The organism is Actinoplanes sp. NPDC000266 (genome assembly GCF_042899005.1).
In the GTDB taxonomy this organism is placed as follows: Bacteria; Actinomycetota; Actinomycetes; order Mycobacteriales; family Micromonosporaceae; genus Actinoplanes.
This window is the reverse complement of sequence record NZ_JBIAZI010000013.1, coordinates 143,620-156,689: the sequence shown is the minus strand read 5'-3', so window position 1 is coordinate 156,689 and position 13,070 is coordinate 143,620. Positions and strand designations below refer to the sequence as shown.

Annotated in this window: 10 protein-coding genes; 4 read left to right on the top strand and 6 right to left on the bottom strand. The window is 73.2% G+C overall.

The features are described 5' to 3' along the window. The first annotated feature begins 38 nt into the window (after positions 1 to 38). On the top strand, positions 39 to 650 hold the full coding sequence (locus tag ACFY36_RS41815; RefSeq protein ID WP_499751472.1) for a mechanosensitive ion channel domain-containing protein: 612 nt from the start codon (positions 39 to 41) through the stop codon (positions 648 to 650). On the opposite strand, the gene ACFY36_RS41810 is transcribed toward ACFY36_RS41815, so the two are convergent. Continuing rightward, a complete protein-coding gene (locus tag ACFY36_RS41810) occupies positions 610 to 1,713 on the bottom strand; it encodes a phytanoyl-CoA dioxygenase family protein (RefSeq protein WP_499751471.1) in 1,104 nt (367 codons plus the stop codon). The genes ACFY36_RS41815 and ACFY36_RS41810 overlap by 41 nt on opposite strands. A gap of 72 nt (positions 1,714 to 1,785) precedes the next feature. Between ACFY36_RS41810 and ACFY36_RS41805 the strand changes: the two genes are divergently transcribed. Continuing rightward, positions 1,786 to 2,805 (top strand): LacI family DNA-binding transcriptional regulator, encoded by a 1,020-nt coding sequence (locus tag ACFY36_RS41805; RefSeq protein WP_499751470.1) that lies wholly within the window; start codon positions 1,786 to 1,788, stop codon positions 2,803 to 2,805. 317 nt (positions 2,806 to 3,122) lie between these two features. Here ACFY36_RS41805 and ACFY36_RS41800 read toward each other — a convergent pair whose 3' ends face one another. Further along, positions 3,123 to 4,622: an MFS transporter gene (locus tag ACFY36_RS41800; RefSeq protein WP_499751469.1), complete on the bottom strand. Its 1,500-nt coding sequence runs from the start codon at positions 4,620 to 4,622 to the stop codon at positions 3,123 to 3,125. Positions 4,623 to 5,000: 378 nt separating this feature from the next. Then, positions 5,001 to 6,383 carry a lysylphosphatidylglycerol synthase transmembrane domain-containing protein gene (locus tag ACFY36_RS41795; RefSeq protein ID WP_499751468.1) on the bottom strand — a complete coding sequence of 461 codons (1,383 nt, stop codon included), beginning with the start codon at positions 6,381 to 6,383 and terminating at the stop codon, positions 5,001 to 5,003. 360 nt (positions 6,384 to 6,743) lie between these two features. Here ACFY36_RS41795 and ACFY36_RS41790 point away from each other — a divergent pair, with 360 nt between their 5' ends. Beyond that, on the top strand, positions 6,744 to 7,328 hold the full coding sequence (locus tag ACFY36_RS41790) for a TetR/AcrR family transcriptional regulator (RefSeq protein ID WP_499751467.1): 585 nt from the start codon (positions 6,744 to 6,746) through the stop codon (positions 7,326 to 7,328). Here ACFY36_RS41790 and ACFY36_RS41785 read toward each other — a convergent pair. Both ACFY36_RS41785 and ACFY36_RS41780 read right to left on the bottom strand, forming a co-directional pair. Beyond that, a complete protein-coding gene (locus ACFY36_RS41785; RefSeq protein ID WP_499751466.1) occupies positions 7,318 to 8,517 on the bottom strand; it encodes an MFS transporter in 1,200 nt (399 codons plus the stop codon). The genes ACFY36_RS41790 and ACFY36_RS41785 overlap by 11 nt on opposite strands. Beyond that, positions 8,514 to 9,206 (bottom strand): FadR/GntR family transcriptional regulator, encoded by a 693-nt coding sequence (locus ACFY36_RS41780; protein ID WP_499751465.1) that lies wholly within the window; start codon positions 9,204 to 9,206, stop codon positions 8,514 to 8,516. Before ACFY36_RS41780 ends, ACFY36_RS41785 begins: the two co-directional genes overlap by 4 nt. 112 nt (positions 9,207 to 9,318) lie before the next feature. Between ACFY36_RS41780 and ACFY36_RS41775 the strand changes: the two genes are divergently transcribed. Then, entirely contained in the window at positions 9,319 to 10,110 is a 792-nt protein-coding gene (locus ACFY36_RS41775) for a PHP domain-containing protein (RefSeq protein WP_499751464.1), read from the top strand. Here the strand turns inward: ACFY36_RS41775 and ACFY36_RS41770 are convergent. Then, the gene (locus ACFY36_RS41770) at positions 10,107 to 12,989 is read right to left on the bottom strand and encodes an MXAN_6230/SCO0854 family RING domain-containing protein (protein WP_499751463.1); all 2,883 of its coding nucleotides are present in this window, start codon (positions 12,987 to 12,989) and stop codon (positions 10,107 to 10,109) included. The genes ACFY36_RS41775 and ACFY36_RS41770 overlap by 4 nt on opposite strands. Between the last annotated feature and the right edge of the window lie 81 nt (positions 12,990 to 13,070).

The window sequence follows — 13,070 nt, the reverse complement described above, 5'->3', positions numbered from 1 at the left end:
ACTCGCGGCGGCGATCCCGGCCGATAGGGTCACCAAGAGTGATCAACTTGTGGAGGCCGGACTTCCGCCGGACCCTCGCCTACGGCTTCGCCGCGCTGGCCGCCCTCGTCACCGGCTCCCAGTTCGGCACCGCCACGACCAGGGACAGACTCATCACGTACGGCTGCGCCCTGCTCGTAGCGGTCTTCGGGGTGACCGCGACGCGCACCGCCGCGCGTGAGGTGCACCGGATCGCGGTGGCGCGGGCCAGTGAGGCGGCGGCGACCCCGTTGCGCGTGATGGTCGAGCTGACCGGATATCTGATCGCGGCGGTGTCGGTCTGCGACCTTCTCGAAGTGGGCCTCGAACGCCTGCTGGTGGCCGGCTCGGTGACCGGGATCGTGCTCGGCCTGGCCGCCCAGCCGGTGCTGGGCAACCTGTTCGCCGGGCTGGTCATCCTGTTCGCCCGGCCGTACGTGCCGGGAACCCGCGTCCGGGTCATGTCGGGGGCGCTCAACGGCCCGCACGTGGGCACCATCGTGTCGGCCGGCCTGCTCTACACCGTGCTGGAGACCGACGAGGGGCCGTTGAACATCCCGAACTCGGCGCTGATGGCCTCGGCGGTCGGTCCTACGACCGCCGACGTTGATGTGCCCGCAGAGCCTCGGTGAACCGGTCGAAGGGCCAGTCCTCGTCCAGCGCCCGCCGCAGAAGCTCGGCCTGGGCCGGCGGGGCCAGGCCGTCGACGGGCTGGTCGAGGTCGAGGTTGGTGGGAAACGCGTAACCCTCGGCCGCGGCGGCCACCACGTTGCCGGGCTCGGTCAAGGTTCGCAAAGTGGGATACAGCGCCAGGCACATGGCCGCCCGGTCGACGGTCTCCATGGCGCGGCCGAAGGCGGACGACACTTGCAGAAGGTTCGCCATCCGGCGTACCTCCGCGCTGTGATTGGTCCCCGCCCCGTGGAAGAGGGCCGGGTTGAAGAACGCGGCGTCACCCTTGCCCAGCGGCAGCTGCACGTGGTTGGCGTCGAAGTAGCCGGTGAACTCGCGCTGGTGGAAGGCGAGATAGCCGGCCGGGTACTTCTGCGAATGAGGCAGGTAGAGGGTCGGCCCGGTCTCCACCGGCATGTCGACGTGGGCGACCGCGCCCTGAAGGGTCAGCACGGGCGAGAGCAGATGGGCGTGGAGCGGGAAACGCGCGGCCTGCTCCCGCGACATGAAGCCGAGGTGGTAGTCGCGGTGGGCGACCTGGGCCCGCCCGCCCGGGTTCACGACGTTGACCTGTGAGGTGAGCTGATAGCCCGGCCCGAGCCAGGCCTCGCAGATCAGGGCGAGCAGATCGTTGTCGTAGTACGCGGCGAACGCCTCCGGGTCGCGCAGGGCGAACTTGTCGAGGGCGCCCCAGACCCGGTCGTTCTCCCCCGGCTGGGCGAAGTGGTCGCCGCCGGAGACACCGGCCGCCTTCTGCTCGGCGATGAGCGCGGCGAACACAGCGGTGGCCCGGTCGACCACCTCCGGCTCGAAGGCTCCCCTGAACACGACGATGCCGGGGCCGTCCCGCAACGCCTTGACCAGTTCGTCCCTCGCGGCCGGGCGGTCCGCCGCGAGAAGTTTGGGCCCGTAGATCAGGACGTTGCGCTCGACGGCGTCGGCGAGCGGGTAGTCGGCCGGATAGGTGGTCTGCTCGACGACGGCCCGGAAGTCCTCCAGACTGACGTCCGTCCATGTAGTCATGCCTCGACGCTAGGTGCTTCCGGCGGCCCCGCGGGGTTGTGAACACCTCAAAAGCACCTCAGGCTGGACGGCATGCGGTACCGGATCCGGGAGATCGCGGCGCAGGCCGGCCTGAGCGCGGCCACCGTCGACCGGGTGCTGCACGAGCGCGGCGGGGTGCGCGAGAGCACGGTCCTCGAGGTCCGCCGGGCCATCGACGACCTCGATCGGCAGCGGTCACAACTGGCGGTCGGCGGCCGTACGTTCCTGATCGACCTGGTGGTCCAGGCGCCACCACGCTTCTCGGCCGCGGTGCGCGCGGCCCTGGAGGCGGCGCTGCCCGATCTGCGCCCGGCCGTGGTGCGGGCTCGTTTCCACTTGCTGACCAGCCCGGCCGTGCCCGAACTGCTGCGCGTGCTGGCCGACCTGCGCGGCTCGCACGGCGTCATCCTGAAGGCCCCGAACGTGCCCGGCGTCGTCGCCGCGGTCAACCGCCTCGACCGCCAGGGCGTACCGGTGGTCACGCTGGTCACCGACCTGCCCGGCAGCCGCCGCGTCGCGTACGTGGGCGTCGACAACCGGGCGGCCGGAGCAACCGCGGCCTACCTGATCGCCCAGTGGCTGGGCTCCGACCCGGGTGAGGTGCTGGTGGTGCGCGGCCACGGCTCCTACCGCGGCGAGGACGAACGGGACGCCGGCTTCCGCGCCGAGCTGCGCTGCTTCGACCGCCGCGCGGTCGAGGTCGTCGACGAGGAGGACCGCCCGTCCGCCGTCCACGCGGCGACAAGGACGGCGCTGGTCGCCCATCCGGGTCTGGTCGCGGTTTATTCGATGTACGCCGGCGCGGGCGGCACCACCGCTGTCATCAACGCCTTCCGCGACGAGCAGCGGTCGTACGCGGCCCTGATCGCCCACGACCTGGACGCCGACAACACCCCGTTGCTACGCCAGCGCCGCATCTCAGCCGTCCTGCACCACGACCTGCGCCAGGACCTGCGGACGGCGTGCCGCTCCGTCCTGCGCGCCCGCAAGGAACTACCCGGCACGCCGTGGACGACCCCATCGGCCATCCAGGTCATCACCCCGCACAACGCACCACCGGTGGAGTTCTGAGGCTCCTTCAGCCCTCCGGCTTTCCCTGCTCAGGCGAGGAGTACGGCCCGGGCGGATAGTGCTCCGCGGGCGAGAACGGCCCCGGATAGGGCCCCCGCGGCGGAAACGGCCCGAGCCGGGGCGCTCGACGCGCCCGCCGCCCACGAACCAGAGCAGCGACCACGAGCACGACAGCCAGCCCGAGCCCACCACACAGCAGCACCAGGCCAACCAGCTCCGGTCCCAAGCCGCCTCCCGCATGGATCTTGTAGTGGGCGGCGAGACTCTACCCCGATCGGCCGCGGCGGGGGGAGCCGTCGCGGCCGATGTCGAACGGGTCAGGAGTGGCGGTGCGTCAGATGAAGCTCCTCGGGCTCCGGCGGGAGGTCCTTGACGCCCGTCTCGACGGCCACCTCGTGGCGGCGGTGGGCCGACGGGAGGGCCAGGGCGGCCACTACCGCCAGGACGGCTACGCCCGCGCAGACGGCGAAGCCCATGGTGAAGGCGTTGTCGGTGGGCAGGCCCTGCGCGGTCGTGTGAGAGGAGATCACGGCCGCTACTACTGCTGTTCCGATGCTGCTTCCGACCGTACGGGCAATGGTGTTGACGCTTGTGGCTTCTCCGGTCTGCGCGGCGGGGACGCTTTCGATGATGGCGTTCGACATGGCGGAGAAGGCCAGGCCGATGCCGGCGCCGGTCAGGACGCCGGAGGCCAGCACCTGCCAGATCTGGCCGTGGCCGATCGCCGGCAGCGCGAACGCGGCCACGACCGAGACAGCGCCGAGGAACATGGGGAGCTTCGGGCCGAACTTGCGGTTGAGCAGGCCGGCCAGCGGGCCGAAGAAGACCATCATGATGACGGTCGGCAGCAGGAACAGGCCCGACTCGGAGACCGACTTGCCGAAGCCGTAGCCGGTGGCCGCGGGAAGCTGAAGCAGCGTCGGCACCAGCAGGAACGTGCCGAACATGGCGAAGCCGAGGATCAGCGCGACCAGGTCGGTCGCCCAGACGCCGCGCAGGCGCATCAGGCGCATGTCGACCAGCGGCTCCTTGACGCGCAGCTCGACCAGGACGAACCCGGCCAGCGTCACGACGCCGAGGGCGAGCAGGCCCACGGTCTTGCCGTCGCCCCAGCCCCAGGCCTGGCCCTTGCTGATCGCCAGCAGCAGCGACACCAGCGACACGGACAGGATCAGAGTGCCGAGAACATCCAACTTCCCGGGTGTACGGACCGGCGACTCCTTCATGCCGAAGATGGCACCGAGAAGCGCGATCACCACGAGCACGAGCGGCAGCCAGAACAGCCAGTGCCAGGAGAGGTGCTCGACGATCGGGCCGGCGCCGACGATGCCGACACCCGCGCCGACACCGAAGATGGCGGACAGCAGGCCGACGATGACGCTGACCTTCTCGCGGGGCAGTTCGTCACGCACGATGCCGATGGAGAGCGGCAGGATGGCGCCGGCCGCGCCCTGGAGCGCCCGGGCCACGATCAGTACGCCCAGGTTGGGGGCGAGCGCGGCCAGCAGGGTGCCGGCGGCCAGGGCGGCGAGGACGCCGATCAGAACCTTGCGCTTGCCGGCCATGTCACCAAGACGGCCCAGCACGGGCGTGAGGACGGAGGCCGAGAGCAGGTAGGCGGTGATGACCCAGCTGACGTCGCTGGTGTCGGCGCCGAGGTCCCGCCCGATGGTGGACAGGGCCGGCGCCACCAGCGACTGGAGCACCGCGAACGCGAGGCCGCCCAGCGACAGGTAGAGCACGAGCAGATTGCCGGCACGGCGCTCGCCCGCCGGCACTGAGGCCGGCGGCAGCGACTCGTCGATGGTTTGCGTCATGGGAACCCCGAACCAGAGATGTAAACGATTGCTGACTTATTATCGCCCCCACCTCCGGTAAGTCAACAATTGCTTACGTCACACTCCGCAGGGTTCGGGCGCCGGCACTTTCCGGCGAGTACCGTCCGGACGCGGCGGCGGTCGCTGGTTCGACGGGGCGGCCGGTCTCCGCCGAACTCACCCCAGGCTCGAGGACTGAGCTGGTCGAGGCAGGGGAAGGCGGGCCGCGCGGGCGGGCCGAGCGAGTAGGACAGGCGGGCCGCGCGGCAGCTGGGCCGCACGAAGAGGGCAGGCGGGCCGTCGCCGGTATGGGGGCGGCCGCAGGCGAGGCCGGGGCGGCGAGGGCAAGGCCGGCGGGAACGGGGCCGGCGGGGGCGGTTATCCGCGCGAGGGGGCCGGCTCGGAGCGGCTCAGCCGTAGGTACGTGGCCAGGCCGATGGGGAGCATCAGCCAGAACGAGACGACGCGGTAGCCGAGGACCACGGCGGCGGCTGCGGCCTCCGGGGCGCCGGCGGCCAGGAAGCCGGCCAGCAGGCTGGCTTCGATCAGGCCGATGCCGCCCGGAGTGATCGGGATCTGGCGGACGATCTGCACTGCCATGTAGACCGACGCGAGCTGGAGCGTGCTCAGTGGGAAGTCGCACGCCTGGGCTACGGCGATCAGGCAAGCGAGGTCGAGCGTCCAGTTCAAGGCCGCGTATCCGAGAGCCAGCGACCAGTGCCGCGGGCGCACGGCCTTCGCCTCACCGATCATCCGGCGGGATTGGGTGGCCGCCCATGCGAACCACCGCCGGGCAAATGCCACGAGATTCCGCCACAGGGCGGGAAATCCGCGCCGCTCCCCCACTACCGGAACGAGCGAGGAGGATGCGGCGGACCGGCTCGGCGAGGCGAGAAGATCGGCGGCCGGGACGGGCCGAGGCGGCGAGCTGACGGCCGGGCTGAACAAGGACGGCGAGGCGGGGCGGCGGACGTGAGTGAGGACGGCGGCTGTGGTGACCAGGGCGATCAACGCCACGGCCAACTCGGTGCTGCGGGACGGGGCCAGGTGCAGGGCCGCGGTGGCCACGTAGAGGAGGGCCAGGCCCAGCACGGAGGCGGTGGCCGAGAGCACCACGGCGGTGGTCGCGGCGGTGACGTGGGCGCCTCGGCGGCGGAACTGCCGCAGGGCGAAAGCGGCCGACACCGCGGAACCGGCGGGCAGGACCGAGCCCATGGCTGTGCGGCTGAAGGTGATGGCCAGGGCGTCCGGCACGGTGAGGCGGGTGCCCAGCGCGGTCAGCAGGGTGCGCTGCTGCAGGGCGAAGCCGGCCTGGGAGAGGATCTGGGCGACTACGGCGACGGCCAGCCAGCGCGGGTCGGCGTGGGTGAGGGCTTCTACGACCGACGAAGGGTCGGGGAGCCGGCCTCGCAGGGCGATGACCACGGCGGCCGCGGCGGCGGCCCACAGCAGGAGGCGGAGCGCGGTGCGCCGGGGTGGCTTCTGACGCGGCGGCGGCGACTCTTCGGGTGGGCGGGGCCGGGCGGAGGTGGGGCGGAACGCGGCCGGCGCGTAGAGAAGCGCGGCCGGAGCGAACGGGAAGACCACGGGGGCCAGGCGCAACGCGGCGGGGGCCAGGCGCAGGGCGGCCGGGCGCAGACGCAGTGCGGCCGGGCGGAGGGAGAAACGGCGCGGGGAGAAACGGCGGTGACGGCGCGCGCAGGTGCGAGGGCGGTTGCTTCGCCGCCGGGAAGAGCCGGGCCTGCGGGCGCGCAGCGTCATCGGAACCGGGCCGGGAAGGAAGCGGAGCGGCTTGAGGCGGCTCGCCGAGAGCGCAGGTAGTGCGTTGCGGCCGCGGCCACGGCTACCGAGGCGGCCAGGGCGGCCGTGGCGGCGTACAAGAAAGTGAATGGAGGCACGGCCAAGTCGGTGTCTGGGGAGGGGAGGTTGGCCCACTCCTCGAAAGCACGAGCCATGGTGGCCCTCCGGGGTGCGAAAACAATAGTAAACGTGCGCTGACTTGCAACCTAGACCCCTCGGAGCGTCACTAAACAGTTGCTAATGCCGGTTTGAGCCGTGGATCACATACCGCCAAGTAGTCAATGAGCGTTTACACTTCGGTCACGAGCGAAAGGCGGGGCCGTGGCGGCTGAGCAGGACAGGCGGCGTGACGCGGGCCGGACCCGGCAACAGCTGCTCGAGGTGGCCCGCTGTCGCTTCGCCCGGCAGGGGTACGCCACCACGACTGTTCGCGACATCGCGGAGGACGCGGGCGTGAACGTGGCGCTGATCAGCCGCTACTTCACGTCGAAGGAAGGGCTGTTCAAAGCCTGCCTGGACACGGCCTTCGCCGAGCTGCGGCGCGATGCCGAGCAGGCCACGCCGAACGACGTCGCGGCGGTGCTGGCCCAGCGGATCGCGGGGGCCCAGGACTCGCCGCGGCGCATGGAGGGGCTTCTGCTGCTTCTGCGCACGTCCGGTGACGAGCGCGTCGACGAGATGCGGCGCGGCGTCCTGCGCTCGGTCAGTGAGCGGCTGGCCGAGGTGACCGGCGACCCGGACGCTGTGCTGCGGGCCGAGGTGGTGCTGGGCGCGATCCTGGGCATCGCGATGATGCGCTCCTCGCTGCGGGTGCAGCCGCTGGCCGACGCTACCGAGGAGGATCTGATCGGGCCGCTCTCCGACCTGGTCGAGGGCCTGATGGGCCGGCGCGGCGTCAGCCGATGACGCGGCGGCGGCCGGCCAGATATCCGAAGACGATCAGCAGGGCCTGGATGGCCAGGACGACGGCCAGGGTGGGTGTCCAGGAGCCGGTGGCGTCGTGCAGGGCGCCGGCCGCGATCGGGCCGGCGGCGGCGATCAGGTAGCCGACGGACTGGGCCATGCCGGACAGGGCCGCCGCCTGCGAGTGGTGGCTGGTGCGCAGGCCGATGAAGGACAGCGCCAGCACGATGCTCGAACCGCCGGCCAGGCCGGCCACGCAGTCCCAGATCACGGCGTACGACGAGGCCACCAGATGGCCGCCGGCCGCGATGGCGAACAGCACCGGCGCGATGACCGCGGGCAGGCGCTGGTCGCGCAGGCGCGGGATGACCGCCGAGGCGGCCAGGCTGCCCATGATGGCGCAGCCGTTCAGCAGGAACTGGTGCAGTCCGGCCGCGGTGGCGCTGATGCCGGCCGAGGTCTCGATCGACGGCAGCCAGGTGATCAGGACGAAGTAGACGACCGACTGCAGCGCCATGAACGCCGTCACCTGCCAGCCCAGCGCCGACCGCCACGGGCTGCGATGCGGGGGGTCGTGGCGGATGACCGACGACGGCACGACCGTGTGGCGGCGCAGCTGCGGGGCCAGCGCGCCCAGTCCGATCAGGGCCAGGCCGGCCCACATGCCCATCGGCAGGCGCCATCCGGCCGACGTCAGCGACGCGACGGGCACGGCGGCACCGGCCGCGATCGCGCCGAACACCGACTGCACCGCCGAGTAGGCGCCGGTGACCTGGCCGATGCGCTGCGGGAAGTCCCGTTTGACCAGGGCCGGCAGCACCACGTTGAGGACCGCGATGGCCACGCCGAGCAGGCCGGTGCCGATCCAGAGCAGCGGCATCGCCGGCAGCGACCGGACGACCAGGCCCGCCGCGAGCACGGCGAGCCCGGCGCCGAGGGCCCTTTCCAGGCCGATCCGCCGGGCCAGGGCCGGCGCGAACGGCGACACCACTCCCCACGCGATCAGCGGCAGGCTGACCAGCACCGACGCCGTCAGCGAGGAGAAGCCCAGATCAAGTTCGAGGTCTTCGAGTACGGGCCCGACGGTCGTGATGCCGGCCCGCAGGTTCGCCGCGACCAGGAGCAGGCCGGACAAGACCAGGGCGGGGCTGAGCGCGCGGGTGACCGGGCGCGGACGTTCGATGGTGGTCATCGGCCGAGCCCGGCCTGCTCGTGGGCCAGCCGGACCATGCGCTCGGCGGCCTCGGCGGCGGCCGCCGGGTCGCGGGCGGCCACCGCCTCGACGATCGCGGCGTGCTCGTCGTCGATCGGGCGGATGACGGGCCGGGCCGCGGCGAAGTCGACGCCGGGCGAGTTCAGGTGCAGCAGGGACTGCTCGTTGCCGCCGCTGCCCCGGTAGAGCTCGGCCAGCAGCGCGTTGCCCGACGCCTCCAGCAGCTGCTGGTGGAACGCGAAGTCGGCCGCGGCGTACGAGGGACCGTCGGTCGCCGCCTCGCGGGCCGCCAGGGCCACGGTCAGCTGCTCGATCTGCTCCGGCGTGGCCCGGGTGGCGGCCAGGCGGGCGCCCTCGCGCTCCAGCAGCAGCCGCACCTCGGCCACGTCGGTCGCCCGGTCGCGCGGGATTCGCCGGGCCAGCGCCGGCGCCAGGTCGCTGGTGGCGATCACGAAGGTGCCGTAGCCGGCCCGCGCGCCCAGGATGCCCGCGTGCACGAGCGAGCGCAGCCCCTCGCGGACGCTGTTGCGGCTGACGCCCAGCTCGCGGGTCAGCTCGGCCTCGGTCGGCAGCAGCGACCCGACCGGGAACTCGCCGTCGGCGATGCGGCGCCGCAGCTGGTCGGCGACCTGCTGCGCGAGGGGGACGTTGCGGGTGAGCTGAGGCATGGTCCGACCCTAACCGCTTGAGCCATTTGTTGGACAAATGACGGAGCCAACGTGACCACGATCATCGTGGCGTTCGCTTGCGTGGTCCCCGGCCTGCGGAAGGATCGTCGGTATGGCCCTGGAACTCCCCGCCGACAACCACGTGCACAGCGAATGGTCCTGGGACGCGGGCCGGCGCGGCGCCGACATGATGGGCACCTGCGCGCGGGCCGTCGAGATCGGCCTGCCCGCCCTCGCCTTCACCGAGCACCTCGACTTCACCGCCTGGGTCGGCTTCACCGCGCCGGCCCTGGACGTCGACGGCTATCTGGACGCGGTCGACCGCTGCCGGCACCGCTTCCCCGGCCTGCGGATCCTGACCGGCCTCGAGCTGGGCGAGCCGCACTGGCACGCCGAGGCCGTGGCCAAGCTGCTGGCCGGTGGCGAATTCGAGCGGGTCGTCGGCTCGCTGCACACGGTCCCGGTGGCCGGCGGTCTGGCCGAGGTCGGCCCGGCCTTCGCCGAGCGGCCCGCGGCCGAGGTCGTACGCGACTATCTCCTGGAGATCCCCAACCTGGTCGCCGGGTCGGACGCGTTCGAGGTGCTGACCCACATCGACTACACGGCCCGGAAATGGCCGGTCTCCGAGGGGCGCTTCGACCCGTACGCCTTCGAGGAAGAGTTCCGCGTCGCGCTGCGCTCGCTCGCGGGCAGCGGCCGCGCGCTCGAGATCAACACGACGGTCCCGCTGAGCCCGGTCATCGTCGGCTGGTGGCGGGACGAGGGCGGCACGGCCGTCACCTTCGGCAGCGACGCCCACAACCCCGACGAGCTCGCCCGCGGCTTCCGCGACGCGGTCACCATGGCCGAGACCTTCGGCTTCAAACCCGGGCTTCGGCCGTACGACTGGTGGTCGCGCTACTAGGGCAGAAGCTCACCCAGCAGGTCGCCGATGTGGCGGGCCGTCCACGGCTCGGCGGGCTCCCCGCTGACCGTCACCGCGACCGATCCCGCCGCCGGCGCCGGCACGAACCGCTCCAGCGTGGCGACGTCGACCGCGCCGGCCAGAACGGTCCCGGCCGGCGGACGGGCCGGCGATCCCGACGAGGCTCCGGCCGCCTCGCGGATGGCCGGAAGAGAGGCCGGGACCTCGGTGTACGTCCCGTCGGCGTGGGCGATCAGGATGCGGCCGGCCCGCCCGGCGGCGTGCCACGCGAGCACGTCGAGGACCGTGGCCCGGTGGCCGGCGGCGAAGTGGTCCCACTGGTCGGCGGCGGCCCGGGCCAGCTGGTCGCGGTGGCGGGCCACGCTGTGGCCGTAGCCGGCGCCGGGCAGACTGAGATCGGTCCACAGCAGCGACCGGCCGGTCAGGTCGAGCACCATCGGCATCAGCATGCGGGCGTCGCCCCGCAGGTCGAAGCGCTGCACCACCCGGGCCGCGTCGAACTGGGCGCCCTTGGCCTCGGGCAGCATGAGGCCGGCGAAGGCCTCGGTCAGGTTCTCGAACGGCACCTCGTTGTAGCTGAACACGATCGGCACCGCGTAGCGCACCCGCCGGCCGGCCAGCCGGGCCAGGTCGAGGTCGAGGAACTCGGTCGCGCCGAGCGGGCCGGGCGCCGAGGTGAGGTCGCCCGAATGGATCGCCGCGACGACGGCGAAACGCAGCTGGGTGTAGTCGCAGTAACCGACACGCCGCCACCGCTCGTCGAAGAAGACGCACGAGAGGTCGAGGTCGACCCGATGCTCCTCGGCGTCCTGCCAGTGCAGGAACAGCCGCAGCGTGCCGTCGCCGGGCAGGTCCCGGACGCTGCCGCGCGGCCAGCCGGCCAGCTGGGCCGAGGCGGCCCGCTCGCGCATCGGCGCCGGCACCCGGGCCAGGGCCGCGTCGAGCACGGCGACGTCGAAGCGCTCGTGCCGGGTGGCCCGGCGGGTCAGCTCGCCGTCGGCGATCTCGCGGACGGCCTCGATGGCGGCCGCGGGCAGCGGGCCACGCCGCTCGGGCTCGGTCCACGTCGTGACCGTGTCGCCGCGCGGGAAGAAGACCCGGCGCGGCATGCCCGGCCCCGGGCGCCCGCCGACGATCCCGTTCTCCTCGTCCGAGGAGACGTCGACCGAGGAGACGTCCACCGGGGAGGCGTTCGCCGAGGAGGCGTCCGCGGACGAGTCGACCGGGCCGTCGGCGCGTGCGCCGGCGGTGGGGATCGAACGGGTGCCGAGGCGACGGGCCGCGACGCGCAGGGCGTCGCGCAGGGCGTGGTTGGGGAACGCGATCGAGGACGGATCGGTGGCGACGGCGACCGGTGTCTGTGCCCGCGCCGCGGCCCGGGCCCGGGCGGTGGCGGCCAGCTGAGCCCCGGTCGCGGCGACCGTGGCGTCGCGGTGGGCCAGCGCGGCGGCCGCCGCGGCCAGGACGCCCGGCGCCACGCGGGCCGCCGTGGCCGCGAGGGCGCCGGTGACCGGTCCCGGGTCGTCGCCGGCCAGGCGCAGCAGGTGGTCGGCCCGGCGCCACAGCTCGCCCGGCCGCTCCGTCAGCAGCGAGGCCGCCGCGGCGGCGTCGCCCTCGGCCAGCGCGTTCTCCACGAGCGCCGGGTGCGTACGCAGGTGCACCGAGACCGTGGCGTCGTCGTGCGGGACGAGCGCGAGGTGCCGCGGGGAGGCCTCGCAGGCGGCGACGACGGCCGCGCCCAGCGCACCCTCGCGCGGAGCCCGGGTGCCGCGCAGCGCGGCGAAGGCCACGGCCGCGGCCGGGTGCGCGGCCACCTTCTCGTACGGATGAAGCCTCTCCCCCAGGCGCTTCCACACCGCCGGATGACGCCGGATGTCCTCGGCCGCCGCCGCAGCGCCGCAGGAGTCGAGATGGCCGAGCGCGGCCCGCCGCAGCTGTCGCGGCAGCGCCCGCACCCGGGCGACCTGCTTGGAGTTCGGTCCGGAAGGACGACGGGGCAGGATCAGACCGGGGTCACCACCCGAGTACGCCCACAGCGTGCGCGCCACGTCCGTCGCGGTCCCCCACCGCCGCCGAGCCTCGGCGATCACCGCCGGGTACGCCGGCGTGAGGGCGGTCGCGTGCAGCGCCCAGGCGATCACCAGGGCGAGCGTCTCGCGGGCCGGCACGGTCGCGGGAAGCCAGTCGAGCCGGCCCGGCGCGGTCGCGGCCACGAGCACCCGCAGGTCTTCACGGTCCTCTTCGCTGAGCGCGCCCGGCCGGGCCACGAGCGCGTCCCGCAGGCCGACCGCGGTCTCCCCGGCCGAGGGCGACAGCCCGATCAGCCGCATCGGCATGACGGGCACGCCGGGGAACACGGGGCGCGCGGGCGCCACCACCGAGAGGTAGACGTCGCCGCCCGACAGGCGGCGGCCGCAGATCGGGCACGCGCTGTAGAGGGCCGGCGGGAAGCAGACCGGGCAGACGACGTGCCCGCACGGGTCGAGCGGCGCCCCGCCCTCCTCGCGCCCGCACACCACGCACGGCGCGCCCGGCGCGGCGAACAGATGGGTCAGCAGCTTCGACACGAACTCGGCCTCGACGTCGACCGGCGTGTCCGGGAAAGCGCGGTGCAGCGGCGCCATCGGACGGTCGGCGCCGGTCATCGAGTCCACTGTGGCCAGCAGCCAGTCGGCCCACCGCACCCGGATCTCGACCGGCAGCCGCGCGGCGGCCGACCGCAGATCGGCCCGGAGCAGCCGTCCCCGCGCCGCGAGATCGGCCTCCAGCGCGGCGACCCAGGCGGAGTCGGCCGGACCGGATCCGGCGACCGACACCAGGCCCGCCCGGCGCAGAACGACCGAGGCCAGAGCATCCATCACGACTATCCCCCGTAGAGCGCACGAAGCGGTGGGCGGAGAGTCGCGACGCTAGATATCCGGTAGAAGGTTGGAGAAGGA